Genomic DNA, 17,374 nt, shown 5'->3' on the forward strand with positions numbered 1-17,374 from the left:
GGCCAATCGGCATCAACCGATGATGGTTTTCGTTTGTCAAATGTTGATCTGTAGGTTGACCTCAGCGTGGTCCGCGCGCCAGGAGCGGGAAAAATGCCGACAAACCATGCACCCGAGGAACCATTGCGGGGCCGTCGTTGTTCCGAGCTTCAACGTATGTCAAACCAAGGACTCTGATGTACCGAAGGATTCTCCTGGCTTTTGATGGATCACCGGATGGCCGCGACGCACTCGTTCATGCCCAGAATGTGGCAGCCGCGTGCGGTTCGACAGTTCATCTCGTTGCGATCGTTGACCCGCCCGAGCGAATGCTCACCGTCGAGGGAGGGGCATCGTTTTTCGTGAATCAGGGAGCTGAAGCGCGGGCACTGCTCGACGAGGCTGTGAGGCAGCTCAGGGGCACCGGATGCGCCGCAGCAGGCAAGCTGAACTATGGGAGGCCGGCAGAACAGATAATGCTCGCCGCCGTTGAGATAGGCGCGGATCTGATTATCGTCGGTCGCCGAGATCAAGGAGCGCTTGCCCGCTACTTGAATGGCCTGGCAGATGGATCGACCTTGCCTCAACTGCCATGCAGCGTGCTTGTAGTGGCGAAGTCTGAGCACACGCAAGCAGCTTAACGCCCATGAGCATCAGACGTGGCTACCGAGCGCGCAGCCTCAGCATTTCCTTTTGTCGAACCCCGGCGCACCACCAACCCCTCCTGGTCTGACGCCGATCGATGATGCTCGCCTGAATCGAATTCGCAGCAGTGCGACTGTGCGGCAAAAGTCCGCAGCTGCCTTGGGATCGCGTCTTTAGAGCATACATGAGAGCAATCATGTTTGATGGAGCTTCCAATCATTCTCGCAGCTCGGGGTGTCGACATATCTGCTCGTGAACCGGGCGTGCGCCGCATCGCGTGCTCGCGCCCGGATGTCCGAAGCCCCCAATCTGGTCCCGCAGTGAAGCAGGGGGCCTCGTCTTGCGGTTACAGCCCCCGAGGATGTTGAAATAAATATTGTTGTTGCGACAGACGTTTCCACCAGCTCGAGTCGTGCCTTGCGGCAGCCGGGCATGCTCGCACAACCCGGCAAAGCACGACTGCACGTCGTCCACGTCGCGGACGATGACCGCGCGAGTGGGTAGCCGCAGAACAAGCCGTGCATTCAGCGCGGTCGCGGAGAACAGGTCAGCGGGCTTCGATGCCCGCCGAGATAGGAGAGATTAACCGTGACAAGAAAAATCGAGACCCGAGAACAGCGCGAGAGGCGGGAACTGGATGAGGAATTGGACAGGCAGTTGGAACAAACATTCCCCGCGAGCGATCCGCCGAAAATCACGCGCCCTGCTCCAGCTAGGGAAAGCAGGTAGGCTAGAACGGTCCGGCCCGCGTGGCTTCCGCGGCCGCGGATCATTGGCGCCCTGACGGTTCTTTCCCCATTCTCTCCGCGCAGACGGCTGGCGCCAACGAGGGTGATCAATGTGATCGGCGTCGTGCGTGAAAAGGATGTGCGAACGGATCGCGGCGCCGAATACGAGCACGCGGTCGAGGTTTTAGCTTCCGACGATGTGGCCGCAATCAGCACTCCGGCGAAAAGCAAAATTCGCCGGCCGATGTGACAAGGCGTGAGCTAGGCGGCAGCATTGGCGCGCGCGAATGTCGGCATCACCATGAGCGTCCCACTCGGAAGCGGCGCGCCCGGCGGCTCACTGTAGCGGGCTTCTTTGAATTCCCACTGCCGGCGGCGGTGCTGGGCCATGAGGACGGCGCAGTCATAGCGGTTCTTGATTGCCGGAGACGCACCGATACAGGCGGGCGGGCGCTGCGATTAGGTGTTTCTTAAATATCCGCCGCGCGAACTTGGCTTTGATCCATCGAGGTCGCGAGAAAGCCTTGCTAGTCAGGAGATAGTCAAGTCTCGCATGGCGTTTGGTTACGGTTTGAATGCGAGCGAGACTAAGACGCTCCGGAGGTGCTCCGGCCGAGCAAGCGCTCCCTAAGAACGACGGCATCGTTGTGAGCAGCATCACGCGCTGCGAAAACGAGCGTAATACGCCCCCGTTGGGCAAGGGCGCGTAACTCGTCAAGCCGCTCGCGGTGCTGGCGCATCTCTTCCGAGTAACGGCGGCGGAACTCGGGCCAACGATCGGGATTGTGCCCGAACCACTTCCGCAGCCCGGTGCTAGGCGCAATATCCTTGGCCCATAGGTCGATCGCCGCGTCCACTTTCCTGACACCGCGGGGCCAAAGACGGTCTACCAGAATTCGCGTGCCGTCACCGGAGTGAACATCATCGTATGCGCGCTTCAACTTGATGTTCTCCGCGACAATCTTGCTTCCCATCGATGCCTCTCCCTTCTCTCGACCGGTCCGTTCGATTCCGAACGACGATCTAATCTGCACCGATTCTACTCGATGATCGTGCGACCGTATCCGCCTGTGCAGTCTTGCTGACGACGTTGATCGGCTCGCCGGATTCCCTGGTCGAATTCCGCATGTTGTTTCCCGAAATGGCGATCGAGATGAATAGCGCCCCGACGACCACCCACACCGTCAGCCCACCGATCCCATCCTCTGCCCAGGGCGCGGCCGATGAGGGACGGCCATGCGACGGCAATAGATCGATCAAGCGATCAGCCAGCACGATTGCCTCCGACAGAGACCATTGCTCGCTCTTCGATTGTGAAATCGTCGCGGCAAAGCTTTGTATTGCCTGAGCCTTTGAAAGGTTGGTTAGGCGAGCCGCCTCCTGCCAGGGATCGACGTCCTGGCGCGCGAGTAGTGACAAGACGCTCAAGTTGTTCTGGTCTGTCTCGCATATTGAGGCAAACAGGAATGCGTCGTATTGAGAGTCGAGACCGCACAGTCCGGCCATGATATCCTCCCATGACCTCATTGCCTCATCGGCGCTGCGGCGTCCTGCGCGCCGTCGGCGGATTTTGATTGAACATCACAGGAGTGATCGGTGCTTCAGTCGCAACTTGGGCACACGGGCGCCCCGCCATGTATCGTCCGTGGCGACATGCGATTTCGCGCAAAAGCGGGTAATTTTGGGGGGATCGCTCGCCGGAAATGTGTCCTCCAGCTCCCGATTCAGTTGACGGTCAATCTCTCTCTTTTCCCGCTGAGCAAAAGAATCTCTGGCGGTCACGACAATCTCCCTTCGTTTTTGCATGTGTAGCGCGACACGAAAGACCTGCTGGCCCCACGCGGGCTATGCGGCGATGGCTTCAAGCTGCTCGACTTGTTTGCGGTGTAGCAGCAGCAAGTAGATGAGCTTCGCATTCAGTTTGGAATCGAAGATGTCCACGACGGCATCCTCGATCATGTCGGCCAGCATGGCCTGATTGCGGCTTGCAAATCTGATCCGGCTTCGGAGGCTGCAATCGATATTGGGAATTGCGTTCGCCACCCTTGCGCGAAGCATGCCGGTCCCGCCTCTCGCGGCAATCTCCTTTCTGAGCAGGATGCAAATCGCTCCCTGGCCCATTTCGGCCTCCAAGGCCAGGTCTGCAAGACGAGTGCAGGCCGCACGACCGATCGCCGCGTATGCGGCCAGGCCGATGTGTTCCCCGTCAAGCAGTTGCTTGAGAAAACTCAGTATCTCCTCTTTGGACCAATAGCCGAAGTAGCTGGAGTCGAGTGCATTCACCTTGAGAGGAGAGGGCGTAAGCTGCCGGATTGTGACGTCTGCATTTGTCTGTTGGGGTAACCGGGCTTTCCGCATGATGTCGTTTCCCTGCGAGAACGAGAAGGATCTGCAGTCCTTGGCTCATTGGGCCATCGATGTCTTGGCTGCCGCGCATCAGTACCGGGCATTCGGCCGAGTTCTACAAGCGAAAAGTATTGTAAGTTTGCATCAAGATTGTTGTTGGCTTGTGAGAGCGCGGGGGTGCGCTTGTGCCAAGCACATGTCGCGCCTTCTTGACTTTGCCCCCATGAAGCGAGGATGCGATCGGCTATGACGGTCGAAGTCAGGTCGTGCGCGCTGCAGAACGCTCTCGCTCGATGCGTTCGGTCACGTCCCGGGCCATGGCGACCGCGCCAAGCACGTTGTCGTCGTCGCCCTTCACGAGGGCAAAGGTCATCTCGACGTAGAGCTTGCGTCCGCTCTTATGCAGGGCTTGCGTCAAAGTCGGACGACCTTGCAGCTTCATTACGGCCGTTGACATCGCTGCGTCGAAGCCCCGCCAGTGCGGAGCGCGCAGATGCTCTGGAATGATCAGATCGAGACGTTGTCCGAGCGCCTCTTCCGAGGAGAAGCCGAACATGGCCACCGAAGCACGATTCCATCGCGCGATATCACCCGATCGGTCTGCGTAGATGACGGCATCGGCAATTTGATCGAGAATTGCCTCAGACAACAGTTCGTTTTGCATGGGGCCCTCTGGTGAACGATATCGTCTAGCCCTGATCGGGCGGTCGGTCGTCAACTCTCGCGAGGCCCCGGAGTTCACGGTAGCGGCGCTTGAACCGTTGAACACATCGGAGGCGACGCTCTAGCGTCAGAGTCAGGAGGATAGATCAATTTTCTTGATCGTGATGCGCAATGTTTTTCGCTTGTGTTGAGCGAGCCGTGAGCGAAAATAGCGACATTCGACCCGCCAGGAGTTCGCGATGAATACGCCCGACGGCCATCCGATTGCACTTCCTCCAGTCATGCTTTCAGAGGCGGACCGAGACAGGCTGTACGCAATCGCCATCTCCGCGCTGACGAACAGCCGTAGGGCGTCGTCCGCGTCGAACGTACTACGGGAGATATCTCGGGCGAAAATCGTCCCTGATGACGAGCTTCCAAAGAACGTCGTAGCAGTCAACTCGCATGTGGACGTGCGCGATAATGTTGCCGACACGACAAGGCAGGTCGTCCTCGTCATGCCCGACGAAACGTCGAAACAACCGAACGCGGTTTCGGTATTGAGTCCCCTAGGAGCAGCCTTGATAGGACTGTCGGAAGGCCACTCGGTCGAATGGTGTTCAGCAATTGGCGAGCCGAGCAGCGTGACTGTCCTCCGGTCGACAGCGAGTTCGGCAAGATCCGACCGAGCCCTTCATGAACGGGACTGACTGCGCGATACATGTCGATCGGCACGGGCTTCCGTGCGACACAATTGCTGGATCGCATGGCCGCGCATGACGTCCATGCTGTAGAGGTCGCGCTTCACATCCGATTGAACGCCGTTTCGTTCCGGCCGAGCTCGAGGGGCTCGGCCCGTCTCTTTGGCCAGTTCTGATATCATTGCCCCTCGTGTCGGCAAGAATGGATCGCGGCGACGAGCAGTGCCTCTCCGCGCCCGTTGTCTGCGTCGAAGTTCAGGAGAACTTCTCGGCAAATTGCTTTGCCAGAGCGTCGGCGGTGGCATCTGCGATTTGATAGATGTGAATCTTCATCTCTTCCCAGGTTTGAGCCTCGGCGTCGTACTGGTGATCGGTCAATTGCTGGATTTGCTGGATGTGATGACTACCGTGGGCCTGGAGCAGGCCGTTCACTGCATCCTTCTGCAGATATGGGTTTGCCTTGCTCAGAAAGTTTGCAATCTCCTCAGCGTTCGAAGTCAGAGACTGAGTTGCCGCGCCTTGCCTGGTGGCGTCGCCTGCGACCGTCGCTGTAAGATAGGCTTTTACGGCACCATAGTGCCCCGCAAGGAGCTTGAAGAAGGCGTCCTTGGCCGCTGCGCCGTAGAATGGCTCGATGGCCGCGGCGATGGATTGAGCGTTGGAAACGGCTTGTCGTTCTGCCGTTTTTGCGATCGCTCCCTGCTTTTCGATCGTCGCGAGCGAGACGGCTCTTACCCAAAAAATGTGTCCGATCCAGAGATCGCGAAGCGTGGCCGCCGTCTCGGAAGTCTTGTCGGTTCGCGTTTTTCCCTTGTTGAAGCGCGAGCGCCTGCCGGCCGCGAACGCGCTGTTGGAGAGAGGCAGAAGACCGGCGATAGCGGCGCCGACGGTGAGAAGCTGACGACGATGGGCAAGCTGGCGTACTACGTCTCGCGACATCGAAACCTCCTTGGGCGGACCTGAGCCGCTTTGTTGTGTGCTTGCGAGAACTGTATTCATCCGTGGTTGAACGACGCAAACGAAATTCGTTGCCAGTTCAATGCAAGTTCGATGCAGGTGGCTGTTCAAACGGACAGCGACTCCCTTGTCGCTTCGTACCATGTCACGTCTTAGAGCATTCTCGGATTGTGGGTTGTTGCCATGCGAGACCCCGCAGCAACAAAACCGATATCAAGTGTTGATACTTTTCGTTTGTCAAACTTGATCCCAGACATACGTTGATGACGGCGCAATTGTGCAGATCGTTGGCGCCGACCGCGTGCGGCGGAGGAATGCCGAGATGACGCAAACGTCAGTAAGCGCTCTTTTCAAAACGCTTCGGCGGGCCTTCGACGGTCGGTGGCGTCGACACTGTCCTGAAGGGTCAATGACTATCGCCCATCCTTGCTCCAGCAGCTTGAATGTGTCGATGGAGGCGCCTGCCGCTCGCGCCGTCTATAGGGCCATGCTTGCCAGATGCGTCGGCGGTCAGGCGCGTCGCTTCCGGCCGGGAAAGGAAACCCCACATGTATAAGAAAATCTTGTTGGCTTTCGACGGCTCGCCCGACGGCCGCGAGGCACTGGCGCAGGCCGAGACGTTGGCATCAAGGTGCGGTGCGACGGTTCATCTTCTGGCGATTGTCGACGCTGCCGAAAGCATGCTCATCGGGGAAGCGATGACTTATATCCCCCAAAATCAGCAGTTTGTGATGCAGAAGGTGCTCGACGAAGGCGTCAAGCGTTTCCAGCGCGCTGGTTGCATCGCGACCAGCGAGATCCGGTATGGAAGGCCGGCCGAGCAGATAGTGCTCTCTGCCCGGGAAATGGGCGCCAAGTTGATTGTTGTGGGCCATCGAGATCAAGGGACCCTTGCGCGCTGGTTGAACGGATCGGTCGGCGAATCGATCTTGCATCAACCACCCTGCAGCGTTCTCATCGCCGTTAAGCCCCAGCGGACAGCGAGCAGCGTCGCGCCGATACCGCAACCGAAGGCGAGGAGGAAAGCATGAACTCCGTGTTCAATCTCCCGTCTGTCGGCTCTCCTGCTATTTGCCGCAGCCGTCTCGATGCCGTCGGGCGAGGTCCTTGCAAAGGAGATCATCTTGGGAGCGTCGGTACAGCTGACGGGACCCGTCGCCAATACCGGCCGCTACTATCGCGACGCCTATCAGCTCGCGGTCGATCGCGTTAATGCCGCGGGCGGCATCGAGATCGGCGATGAATCGTACAAGCTCGCGCTCAAGCTCTACGACAATCAGTCCGACGTGAACTTGAGTGTGCGTCAGTACACGCAGTTGGTTTCGCAGGACAAGGTCGATTTCCTGCTGGGGCCGTTTGCGAGCAATTTCGCGCTGGCGGATTCGGCAGTGTCCGAGAAATACAAGATTCCCATGGTGCAGGGAGGCGGCGCGTCCGACCAGATCTTCTCGCGCGGATTCAAGTACGTCTTCGGGACGCTGGCGCCGGCCAGCAACTATTTTGGCTCGACAATCGAGATGTTGAAGGGGCTCGATCCCGCTCCCAAATCGGTCGCGCTGCTGTACGCGGACGACGCCTTCGACGTTTCGGTGGCGGAGGGGACTCGGCCAAAATTGAAGAAGGCTGGCCTGACGTTGGTCTTGGACGAGCGATACAGCACGAACGCCACGGACTTCAGTTCGCTTCTGGCGCAGATCAAAAGCAAGAACATCGATGCGGTGCTGGTCGCCGGTCATGAAACCGAGATCCTGAACTTCGTGCGACAGGCGAAGAGCCTGGCGGTCGCTCCGAAGATGTATTCCTTCACTGTGGGCGTTCCCAGCGAGGATTTCCGCAAGGCGCTGGGCAAGGACGCCGATTACGCCTTCGGCATGACGGCCTGGCTACCTTCGGCAGACCTGAAGGACCGCTGGTTTGGCGATGCCGCGCAGTTCGCGGCCGTCTACAAGGCGAAGTTCGGCTACGACCCCGATTATCATGCCGCCTCGGGGGTCGCCGACGTGGAAGCCCTGGTGCAGGCCGCGGAAATTGCAGGCTCGACGGATCCCGCGAAGGTGCGCGGCGCTCTCGAAAGTGAAGTTCGACAGCCTGTATGGTCCGGTTGCATTCAATGAGAACGGCCAGATCGATCTGCCCCAGACGGTCATTCAGGTCCAAGGGGACCGCTTGGTCGCGATTTACGGCGGCAATGGCAAGATCGCGCCGCCGAAATATCCCATGCCGGCCTGGGACGTGCGCTAGGCACGCTGCGAAGCCTTCGACTGAGAAGAGGAAGATGTGGACCTGCTTGCGCAAGTTCTTGTCAATGGAATGCTCCTGGGGGGTCTGTACGCCGTGATGGCGCTCGGTCTCGCCCTGGTCTGGGGCGTGCTCAATATCGTCAACCTTGCGCATGGCGCGTTCATCATGCTCGGCGGCTATGTGTCCTGGTACCTGTACACTTATGCTGGCATCGACCCGTTTATGGGGCTGCCGCTGACTGCCGTAGTGATGTTCGCGGTGGGATACGGCGTGCAGCGAGGCGTTTTGAACCTGATCGTCAGGGCCCCGATGTTCAACACTCTGCTTGTGACCTTCGGGATCGAGGTCGTGCTCACCTACCTGGCACAGTTGGCGTTTTCAACCGACTTTCGCGCCATCAACCCGTCCTCTGCCGGTAACAGCATAGCCTTGGGAACGGTGGTGCTGCCGGTGTCGCGTCTTCTGGCGTTCGGCATTGCAATCGTGTTGACGGTCGGCATGTGGCTCTTCTTGCTGCGCACACGGCTCGGACGTGCGATCCGCGCCACCGCGCAAAATCTGGTCGCGGCCCGGCTCTATGGCGTCGAGCCCCGGCGCCTCTACGCCACGACGTTTGGAATCGGGATTGCGCTGGCTGGCGCCGCCGGAGGCCTCTACGGAACGGTGTCGCAAATCAACCCCTATATCGGCGCGGCGCTGACGGCCAAATCCTTTGCCATCTCGATCATCGGCGGATTGGACAATCCGCTCGGCGTGATCGTCGGCGGCTTGTTCCTGGGAATCCTGGAGTCCCTGACCGCGCTCTATATCGGATCGACCTTCTCCGACGTGGCAAGCTTCGGCGTGCTGGTGTTGGTGCTGATCGTGCGCCCCAACGGTCTGCTCGGTAAAGCGGCATGAAGGCGGCACGCACCATGCTACTTCTGGCCGCGCTTGCCGTCCTGGCGGCGGTGCCGTGGTTCGGTTCGGACGTGCTCATCCAGTTCGGCATCAATGCACTGCTTCTGGCCGTTCTGGCGCAGGGCTGGAACGTCATTGGGGGCTATGCGGGCTATGCCTCCTTCGGCAATTCGGTTTTCTACGGGCTCGGCAGCTACGGCGTGGCCATCGCGATGGCGCAGTGGCAATTGCCTTTCTGGGTCGGCCTCCTGTTCGGCGCGGCGCTTGCGGTCGTGTTTGCCGTGCTCATCGGGATGCCGGTGCTGCGGCTGAGGGGGCACTACTTCGCGATTGCGACGCTGGCGCTCGCCCAGGTCATGGCCGCGATCGTTTCCAACGTGAAACTGGCCGGGCGGAACGTCGGACTCGTCTTGCCGCCCCTCAACAACGACCCGTTGTTTTACGAGTTGTCGCTGCTGCTGCTCGTGCTCGCGACGCTGACCGTCTACTGGCTGACACGCAGCCGCTTCGGCTTTGGATTGGTCGCTATCCGCGAAAACGAGGAAGGCGCGGCGGTGATGGGTGTCAATACGACCCTCTACAAAACCGTGGCTTTCGCCATCTCGGGCGTATTCAGTGCGCTGGCGGGCGGCATTCACGCCTATTGGGTTACGTTCATCGACCCGGAAAGCGCATTCGATATCGGCCTGAACGTCAAGATGATCATCATGGCGGTATTCGGCGGACCCGGGACGGTTTTCGGCCCCGTCGTCGGAGCGCTTTCGCTTTCGGCGATTTCCGAGCTTCTGTCGAGCGAGATCACCAGTCTCGCGGGCCTGTTCTTCGGCGTTATCGTCGTCGTCGCGGTCGTCTTGATGCCGCGCGACCTGGCCGACGTGCTGCGGCGCTTTCGCAGCACCGGCTGGCGCTACTTCGCCGAAAATATTCGGAGCCACCAGCTATGACGGCGATGCTCGAAATCAGCCACCTCACCCGGCGCTTTGAGGGCCTGGTCGCCGTCGACGACGTCAGCTTCATGCTGCTGCGTGGCGAGATCCTTGGCCTGATCGGTCCGAACGGTGCAGGCAAATCCACGCTGGTCAACCTTATAAGCGGAACGCTGGCTCCCAGCTCAGGCGACATCCTCTTCGAAGGAAGGTCCATTGTCCGCTTGCCTGCATATCGCCGCGCGAGACTGGGCATAGGCCGCACCTTCCAGATCATGCGTCCCTTTCCCGGTTTATCGGTTCTAGACAACGTCGCCGTGGGGGCACTGTTCGGACGGGGAGGCGGACAGGTCCAAATGGCGAAAGCCCGCGAGCAGGCCCGCGCTCAGTTGGATTTCGTCGGACTGGCCAAAAATATCGATCAGCGCGCCGACGAATTGGGGGGGCCGGGCCGCAAGCGGCTCGAGCTGGCAAAGGCGTTGGCAATGAAGCCGAAGGTTCTTCTGTGCGATGAGGTCATGGCGGGTCTCAATCAGGTCGAGATCGAAGACGTGATCGAAGTGATCCGCAAAGTTCGCAATGAGGGGATCAGCGTCCTTGTCATCGAGCACGTCATCAAGGCAATCAGGAGTCTGTCGGATCGGCTGCTGGTGCTGAATCATGGGGTGAAGATCGCCGAGGGCGATCCGGGCCGCGTTCTGTCGAACCAAACGGTCGTCGAGGCCTATCTCGGCAAGAGGCGGGCATGAAATTGGACCCGGCAGCCAAAGCGGTCCCGCTGCTTGACGTGCGCGGAGTAAGTGCGGGCTACGGTGGAATGCCGGTCTTGCAGGACGTAACCCTGAAGATCTACGCGGCCGAGGTGGTGGCACTGGTCGGCAGCAACGGAGCAGGCAAAACCACCCTGCTGCGCGCGCTGTCGCGCGTGCTTCCCTGCCAGGGCAGCATGACCTTAAATTCCCGAGACCTCTTGCCGATGACGTCCGACGGTGCCTTTAGAGCCGGCCTCGTGCAGGTTCCTGAAGGTCGTCAGCTCTTCGACCGCATGAGCGTGCGGGACAATCTGTTGATGGGCGCGTTCGTACGCGCGGACAAGTCTGGAATAAGCCGAGACCTGGACAGAATGTACTCTCTATTTCCGCGCCTGGCGGAGCGCCGGCGTCAGCTTGCCGGCAGCTTGTCGGGAGGCGAACAGCAGATGTGCGCGATGGCCCGCGGATTGATGGCCGCTCCGATCCTCTTGATGATCGACGAGATGAGCTTGGGACTGGCACTCGTGGTCGTCGAGCAGTTGATCGATGCGCTGGTGGCGATCCGCAGCGAGGGCGTGACAGTTCTGTTGGTCGAACAGGACGTCAATCTGGCTCTGTCGGTTGCCGACCGAGGTTACGTCATGGAAACCGGACATATCGCTCGCAGCGGGTCCGCCAAGCAGCTCATCGACGATCCAGAAGTCCGACGTGCTTATCTCGGGCTTTGAGACATCGGCCTGCCGACGGAACGACCGTATCGAGGAAGATCGACCCGATGTGAAGGCGTGCCGCGGGAAGACAGTTTCGTGCCATGCTGGACAGGGAGTATGATGAAATGCCGGTTCTGCCCAAACCGAAAGTCGAGCACACCGTCATCAAGCAGCAAGCCATCAATAAACTGAAATCGCTGCAACGGAGCAGCGACGGCTGCAACGTGCACGGCAGCGCCGAAGCGGTGATCTGCGACTTCCTCGACGCAGCTGGCTATGAAGAGATCGCGCGCGAATTCCGGAAGCTCCACGAGATGTATCCGGTGGCGGTCCCCAGATACTCGAGGCCTTCCGGGCGATCGTAGGCGGATGAGACGAGCGGCGGGCGCGATGGCTGGCTTGGTCTGGAGCGGCCATGCCGTTTCGCTGCCGGCAAAGGGGTTGGTCTCGCTCCTTTGGCTCAAGTCTTCATTCGCCGAAGAGCCACAAGCGCCATCGATGATTGCGCAGCCAAATGGACCGTGGTCCGCAACGTCTCTGGCGTCGGCCTGGAAGAAGGAAGCGAATTTTGAACGATCAAGAATCATGCATTTAAGCTGCAACTAAAATCGATTGCCGCTCGGGTTCTCTGATGGAAGATAGATGCGACCACTTGCTTTGAAGGTCGCGAGGCAAGCAGGTCTAGCGTTCCAATGCTTGATCGGAATTGACGATGACAACCATGTCGACAGTCGGTGACGCGCACGATGGGGGGCAGGCACATCCGGGCGGCTGGCGTCGGTTTCTCTATTCGACTAACCACAAAGATATCGGCACGATGTACTTCGTGCTCGCCATATGTGCAGGTCTCATCGGCGGAACCTTCTCGGTTTTGATTCGGATGGAATTGCAGCATACCGGCCTGCAGATCTTTACGGACCCGCACGTCTACAACGTATTCGTGACAGGCCACGGCCTGATCATGATTTTCTTTACGCTGATGCCTGCGATGATGGGTGGATTCGGCAACTGGATGGTGCCGCTCATGATCGGCGCGCCGGACATGGCGTTTCCGCGCATGAACAACATTTCATTCTGGCTGCTGCCGGCGTCGTTTGCTCTGCTCATCATTTCGATGTTCGTCGAAGGCGCGCCTGGATCGGTCGGCGCCGGTACCGGCTGGACGCTCTACGCCCCGTTGTCGACCTCTGGTCATCCGGGACCGGCAGTCGATTTCGTGATCCTGTCGATGCATCTCGCGGGTGCGTCGTCGATTCTCGGCTCGATTAACTTTATCACGACGATCTTCAATATGCGAGCGCCCGGCATGACGATGCATAAGATGCCGCTGTTCGTCTGGTCGGTCCTCGTCACGGCTTTCCTGCTGCTGCTGTCTCTGCCTGTACTGGCCGGCGCCATTACCATGCTTCTCACCGACCGCAATTTCGGAACGACGTTCTTCGCGCCCGAAGGCGGCGGAGACCCGATCCTGTATCAGCATCTGTTCTGGTTCTTCGGTCATCCCGAGGTCTACATCATGATCCTGCCGGGTTTCGGCATCGTGAGCCATGTCGTTTCCACGTTCAGCCGCAAGCCGATCTTCGGCTATCTGGGGATGGTCTATGCGCTGCTTGCGATTGGGGTCATCGGATTCCTCGTCTGGGCCCATCATATGTACACCGTCGGCATGTCCAGCAGCGCGCAGGCGTATTTCGCCTTGGCCAGCATGGTTATCGCTGTGCCGACGGGCATTAAGATCTTTTCCTGGATAGCGACGATGTGGGGCGGCTCGATAACCTTTAGGACGCCGATGCTGTGGGCAGTCGGATTCATCTTCGTGTTCACGATCGGAGGAGTTACCGGCGTTGTGCTTGCCAATCCAGGCATCGACCGGTCGCTGCAGGACACCTACTACGTCGTTGCGCATTTCCATTACGTGCTGTCGCTTGGTGCCGTGTTCGCAATTTTTGCAGGCTGGTATTATTGGTTTCCGAAAATGACCGGATACATGTTTTCGGAAACCCTCGGCAAACTGCACTTCTGGCTGACGTTTGTCGGCGTCAACATTGCGTTTTTCCCCATGCATTTCCTCGGATTGTCGGGAATGCCGCGACGAATAGCAGACTATCCGGACGCATTCGGCGGCATGAATCAGATTGCCTCCATCGGATCCTATCTCTCCGCCGCCGGTCTGATCACGTTCTTCGTAACCATGGTGTATGCCTTCGTCCGGAAAGAGAGGGCAGCGAGCAACCCGTGGGGGCCCGGCGCGACTACGCTAGAGTGGACGCTTTCGTCTCCGCCGCCGTTCCACCAATTCCAAGTATTGCCTCGGATTTCGGGAGATCATTAGGGACCCTGCGCACGTTGGCGCGAAGAAGCAGGCGGCTCAGATCGCCGCGGAAGCAAGAGGCATGACAGGACGAAGAGCGCTCTTCATCGATGGAGCCAATCTGGATCGGACGGCCAGAAACCTTGGCTTCGAGATCGACTACAAAAGATTGTTGCTGGAATTCGAAAAATCCGGGAGCATTGTCCGTTCTTACTTCTACTTGGCGATAAGAGAAAGCGCGGCCGGCGACGTTCAGCGTCTCACTGACTGGCTCGAGGTCAATCGGTTCACCGTTCGTACGAAGTTGATCAGGCGCCATGAGGATGAGGGTAGGAGGTCGAGGCGCAGCATTGGTATAGACCTCGCCATTGACGCGCTCGAGATCGCTCCGCAACTGGATGAACTGTTCCTTTTCTCTGGCGACGGCGATTTTCGTGCCCTCGTCGAAGCGGTTCAGCGTTTGGGGGTCAGAGTCACGGTCGTGTCGAGTCTACAGACCACACCGGCGATGGCGTCCGAAGAGCTGAGACGGCAAGCAGACGCTTTCCTCGAGTTGGCAACGCTAAGGAATTCAATCCAGAGATAGACGCGGTGGACGAATGGCGAGAGTTAGTAGCGCAAACTCGATGCAATATCCAAGTCATTTTCGGGGCTTTGAAATGCCCCCGCTGGCGACCCGCGAGTGCGGCGAAAATCGGCGTAAAGGTAAAGGTCTGCGTGAATAGCACTCCACGCGATGCGCGAGAGTGGCGAGATACAAGCGGCGCTTGAATAGATCTTGCGGGACCGCGATCGCCGATCGAGCCGCGGCGTCGCGCACGGACACGGGATAGGCTGCAGCTTTTACAGGAAGGCGGGGGCGTGGCGTGGGTGACCGGTCTAATGCTCCCGCACAAAGCCTGGTGTACGGGACGTTATAACCGTCTACGTCAGCTCGCTTTGCGGATCGCGATGCCCTTGGAGTTGATACGGCCCATCAGATCTTTCCAAGACTTGACGAAAGACTGGGCGCCGTCGTTCTGCAGCTTGGCAGCGAGTACGTCGATATCGATGCCGGCCTTCAAGAATTCGGCGAGAACCCTCTCGCAGTCTCCTCCGTCAGGATCGAGCGTCGTGTCGACCTCGCCGTGGTCTTCAAAGGCCTTGAGGGTAGCGTCCGGTATCGTATTGATAGTGAAAGGTGCCGCGAGTGCTTTGATGTAGAGGATATCGGAGGCGTGCGGATCTTTGGTGCCGGTGCTGGCCCATAGAAGGCGCTGAGGTAGTGCGCCGGCGTTGGCGGCGCGCAGGAAGCGCGGGGAGGCCAACAACTCTCGATAAGCCTTGTAGGTCCGCTGAGCGACGGCTATGCCGAGCCGGGTTGTCAGCGCGCCCGGAACCTTGTCGGCGACTGCGACATCCCAGCGGCTGACGAAGAGCGAGGCGACCGAGGCGACTGCCGGATTCAGCCCCGCCGCGATGCGCCGCTCGACGCCGCGCAGGTAGGACTCGACAGCCGCGACGTATTGCTCGCGTGAAAAAAGCAGCGTGACGTTGATGGGAACGCCGGCAAAGATAGCCGCCTCGATGGCAGGCAGCCCTTCCGCAGTGCCGGGAATCTTAATGAACAGATTGGGCTTGCCGCCTCGCCGGTGAAGCTCGAGTGCCGCCTCGACGGTCTTGTCGCTGTCATGAGCTAAGGCGGGCGAGACTTCCAGCGACACCCAGCCGTCGATCCCGTTTGTCCGGGCGAAAACAGGTTGAAACAATTCGGCGGCGCGGGTCAAATCTGCCAGGGCCAGATCGAAGAAAAGATCCTCAGCCGATTTCGTCGGCAACGCCTGCCGGGAAATGTCGACGTCATAGGTTGTGCTGCTGTTGATCGCATGATTGAAGATTGCGGGGTTCGACGTCAGTCCCGTCACCGAGAGCTCGTCGATGTAACGTTGCAAAGTGCCATCGTTGAGCAAATCGCGAGTGATGTTGTCGAGCCACAAGCTTTGACCGAAATCGTGAAGCGTTCTTGTCGGATTCATCGCGCTACCTCCGTGTTGAATGCGACGGGCATAGACGCCGGCGCCAGGCGATGGATGCGCTCCGGTCGTCCGGCGACGGGATTGGATTGCGCCGTTGTTTACACCGAAGCTCCTCAGATCTCCAAAGACCGCGCTTACGTCACGCCGTTGGTTTTGTCTCTTGTGCGCATTTGACAAGCGACAAATTGTCTGACGCTCTATCGTGAGCCTGACGCTTACTTCAGACAAACGAATTTTCCTGAGAGTTAAGAACAAACTTCATGCTTCGGAAGGCGTCGGAGGACCTTTAGCGTCCAAGGCGACCTGACGCGCGCGGCAAGCGGGCTTCATCCATTAAGATTTCTATTGGTGATGCTAGTGAGATGTCGATTCGAACTGCGCGCGCCACTGCGAAGAGTACTTGGCCCAGATTAGCCGCGGACGGCACCCGAAGAACGACAAACAAGCCGAGGGATCGGATCCCGTCCGGCTAGACGCGCTGATCGAAATGAGAGAGTTTGCAGCGCGAAGTCGATGCGTTTGTTGATGTGCTACCGGACGGTCCATCGCTGCGAACCCGATTGCTCGGCATCCTGCCGATCAAGCACGGGTCGCCCTCCGTCTCGATGCCGGGCTACGACGTCCGGATTCTTGATGCGGAAGAAGCCGAGGTCGCTACCGGCGAGATGGTTGAGGTCGGGCCGAAGCTGGCGCTCCGGCCCGGCGCGGCCGTCACCCTTTGGAACGCGAACGATCGATTCGAGGAAGGCTATCTGCAGCGTTACGCCAGCTGCTTCATCACGGCCTACGCCGGATACCCAGACAGGATGGATACGTCTGGGTGGTCGGCTGCACCGACGACGTCATCAACGTCGCCGGGCACCGGCTTTCGACGGGCGCGATGGAGGAGGCCATCGCCTTAGCCCCAGCACTGCTTGCGCCCGATAGAAGGCAAATCCTTGGCGGCGACGGTCCAGCCGCTTTTGAGCGGCGCGCTTCAACTATCTGACCTCTGTCCGACGGAAGGGGTCAGCCATATCGTCGTGACCGCTGCGACTGCTGAAAAACATCAGCGCGCAACCGACTAGCAGGGAGAAGAATGTTCCGAGGCCAAGGGCGATCCAGCCATGCTTTCCGATTTCCACACCGGTGGTCGCTCCCCACGTAACAAGAGCTCCAGCGCCGGTGAGCAACAATATGGCTGTTAGAATGGTCAACAGAGCGATTTCCGCGCCTTTAGTCTTCCTCATATCCTGCTCCGTTCTTCCGCCCGACGAGGTTTCAAGTGCGTAGGGCTGCAAGCTTGCGGCGGCCGGACTGATCCGTGGCATTTTACGAGGGGGCAACGTGCTCTAAGCCGCGCTCGTATGGTGGGTCCTGCATCGCCGATCGACCGACCTGTCTGGCTGTCATTCCGAAACCGACAGAACGGTCAGATCTCTTTTGCGCCTGCCGGGTGTCTCGAAGTCGATTCGCTGACGCTTCTCGGCTTCGAAATTGGCCATTGATTGTTCCTAATGCCACAGATGGTCCTGGGTCATC

20 protein-coding genes and 1 pseudogene are annotated in these 17,374 nt (G+C 59.2%); 14 read left to right on the forward strand and 7 right to left on the reverse strand.

The window, feature by feature from the left end; translation table 11 throughout:
- Positions 1–176 precede the first annotated feature (176 nt).
- From CV770_RS44245 to CV770_RS42180, 3 genes are all read left to right on the forward strand, one after another.
- A complete protein-coding gene (locus CV770_RS44245) occupies positions 177–620 on the forward strand; it encodes a universal stress protein (RefSeq protein WP_104463898.1) in 444 nt (147 codons plus the stop codon).
- Between the two features lie 379 nt (positions 621–999).
- On the forward strand, positions 1,000–1,128 hold the full coding sequence (locus CV770_RS43415) for a putative universal stress family protein (protein WP_283811353.1): 129 nt from the start codon (positions 1,000–1,002) through the stop codon (positions 1,126–1,128).
- A 327-nt stretch (positions 1,129–1,455) separates the two neighbouring features.
- Positions 1,456–1,602, forward strand: coding sequence for a hypothetical protein (locus CV770_RS42180; protein ID WP_161500018.1), 147 nt, complete (start codon positions 1,456–1,458; stop codon positions 1,600–1,602).
- Between the two features lie 337 nt (positions 1,603–1,939).
- Here the strand turns inward: CV770_RS42180 and CV770_RS22525 are convergent, their stop codons facing one another.
- The 4 genes from CV770_RS22525 to CV770_RS22545 all read right to left on the reverse strand — a co-directional run bounded on the left by CV770_RS22525 (position 1,940) and on the right by CV770_RS22545 (position 4,362).
- Positions 1,940–2,326: a DUF488 domain-containing protein gene (locus CV770_RS22525; RefSeq protein ID WP_104463900.1), complete on the reverse strand. Its 387-nt coding sequence runs from the start codon at positions 2,324–2,326 to the stop codon at positions 1,940–1,942.
- A gap of 49 nt (positions 2,327–2,375) precedes the next feature.
- The gene (locus tag CV770_RS22530; RefSeq protein ID WP_104463901.1) at positions 2,376–2,858 is read right to left on the reverse strand and encodes a hypothetical protein; all 483 of its coding nucleotides are present in this window, start codon (positions 2,856–2,858) and stop codon (positions 2,376–2,378) included.
- Positions 2,859–3,197: 339 nt separating this feature from the next.
- Entirely contained in the window at positions 3,198–3,710 is a 513-nt protein-coding gene (locus tag CV770_RS22540) for a hypothetical protein (protein ID WP_104463903.1), read from the reverse strand.
- A 247-nt stretch (positions 3,711–3,957) separates the two neighbouring features.
- Positions 3,958–4,362: a PAS domain-containing protein gene (locus tag CV770_RS22545; RefSeq protein WP_104463904.1), complete on the reverse strand. Its 405-nt coding sequence runs from the start codon at positions 4,360–4,362 to the stop codon at positions 3,958–3,960.
- A gap of 238 nt (positions 4,363–4,600) precedes the next feature.
- Between CV770_RS22545 and CV770_RS22550 the strand changes: the two genes are divergently transcribed.
- Positions 4,601–5,050, forward strand: a complete 450-nt coding sequence (locus CV770_RS22550; protein ID WP_104463905.1) for a GreA/GreB family elongation factor — start codon at positions 4,601–4,603, stop codon at positions 5,048–5,050.
- A 246-nt stretch (positions 5,051–5,296) separates the two neighbouring features.
- Here CV770_RS22550 and CV770_RS22555 read toward each other — a convergent pair whose 3' ends face one another.
- The gene (locus CV770_RS22555) at positions 5,297–5,980 is read right to left on the reverse strand and encodes a hypothetical protein (RefSeq protein ID WP_146101334.1); all 684 of its coding nucleotides are present in this window, start codon (positions 5,978–5,980) and stop codon (positions 5,297–5,299) included.
- 566 nt (positions 5,981–6,546) lie between these two features.
- Between CV770_RS22555 and CV770_RS22560 the strand changes: the two genes are divergently transcribed.
- The 9 genes and pseudogenes from CV770_RS22560 (at position 6,547) to CV770_RS22600 (ending at position 14,424) form a co-directional block, all read left to right on the forward strand.
- Entirely contained in the window at positions 6,547–7,029 is a 483-nt protein-coding gene (locus CV770_RS22560) for a universal stress protein (protein WP_161500019.1), read from the forward strand.
- Positions 7,030–7,086: 57 nt separating this feature from the next.
- A pseudogene (locus CV770_RS22565) lies at positions 7,087–8,239 on the forward strand (amino acid ABC transporter substrate-binding protein).
- Positions 8,240–8,275: 36 nt separating this feature from the next.
- Positions 8,276–9,139, forward strand: a complete 864-nt coding sequence (locus CV770_RS22570; RefSeq protein WP_104463908.1) for a branched-chain amino acid ABC transporter permease — start codon at positions 8,276–8,278, stop codon at positions 9,137–9,139.
- Positions 9,136–10,083 carry a branched-chain amino acid ABC transporter permease gene (locus CV770_RS22575; RefSeq protein WP_104463909.1) on the forward strand — a complete coding sequence of 316 codons (948 nt, stop codon included), beginning with the start codon at positions 9,136–9,138 and terminating at the stop codon, positions 10,081–10,083. The genes CV770_RS22570 and CV770_RS22575 overlap by 4 nt, the downstream gene beginning before the upstream one ends.
- A complete protein-coding gene (locus tag CV770_RS22580; protein WP_104463910.1) occupies positions 10,080–10,814 on the forward strand; it encodes an ABC transporter ATP-binding protein in 735 nt (244 codons plus the stop codon). Before CV770_RS22575 ends, CV770_RS22580 begins: the two co-directional genes overlap by 4 nt.
- Positions 10,811–11,545 carry an ABC transporter ATP-binding protein gene (locus CV770_RS22585; protein ID WP_104463911.1) on the forward strand — a complete coding sequence of 245 codons (735 nt, stop codon included), beginning with the start codon at positions 10,811–10,813 and terminating at the stop codon, positions 11,543–11,545. Before CV770_RS22580 ends, CV770_RS22585 begins: the two co-directional genes overlap by 4 nt.
- A gap of 107 nt (positions 11,546–11,652) precedes the next feature.
- Positions 11,653–11,892 carry a hypothetical protein gene (locus CV770_RS22590; RefSeq protein WP_104463912.1) on the forward strand — a complete coding sequence of 80 codons (240 nt, stop codon included), beginning with the start codon at positions 11,653–11,655 and terminating at the stop codon, positions 11,890–11,892.
- A gap of 347 nt (positions 11,893–12,239) precedes the next feature.
- Positions 12,240–13,859, forward strand: a complete 1,620-nt coding sequence (gene ctaD / locus CV770_RS22595; protein WP_104463913.1) for a cytochrome c oxidase subunit I — start codon at positions 12,240–12,242, stop codon at positions 13,857–13,859.
- A 61-nt stretch (positions 13,860–13,920) separates the two neighbouring features.
- Complete coding sequence (locus CV770_RS22600) at positions 13,921–14,424, forward strand: LabA-like NYN domain-containing protein (protein ID WP_104463914.1); 504 nt, start codon at positions 13,921–13,923, stop codon at positions 14,422–14,424.
- 343 nt (positions 14,425–14,767) lie between these two features.
- On the opposite strand, the gene tal is transcribed toward CV770_RS22600, so the two are convergent.
- Positions 14,768–15,853 carry a transaldolase gene (tal, locus tag CV770_RS22605; RefSeq protein ID WP_104463915.1) on the reverse strand — a complete coding sequence of 362 codons (1,086 nt, stop codon included), beginning with the start codon at positions 15,851–15,853 and terminating at the stop codon, positions 14,768–14,770.
- A gap of 497 nt (positions 15,854–16,350) precedes the next feature.
- Here tal and CV770_RS22615 point away from each other — a divergent pair, with 497 nt between their 5' ends.
- A complete protein-coding gene (locus tag CV770_RS22615; protein WP_146101336.1) occupies positions 16,351–16,755 on the forward strand; it encodes a propionyl-CoA synthetase in 405 nt (134 codons plus the stop codon).
- Between the two features lie 78 nt (positions 16,756–16,833).
- Here CV770_RS22615 and CV770_RS22620 read toward each other — a convergent pair whose 3' ends face one another.
- Positions 16,834–17,082, reverse strand: coding sequence for a hypothetical protein (locus CV770_RS22620; RefSeq protein WP_104463927.1), 249 nt, complete (start codon positions 17,080–17,082; stop codon positions 16,834–16,836).
- Between the last annotated feature and the right edge of the window lie 292 nt (positions 17,083–17,374).

The sequence above is a fragment of the Bradyrhizobium sp. AC87j1 genome (genome assembly GCF_002936975.1).
Taxonomy (GTDB): Bacteria; Pseudomonadota; Alphaproteobacteria; order Rhizobiales; family Xanthobacteraceae; genus Bradyrhizobium; species Bradyrhizobium shewense.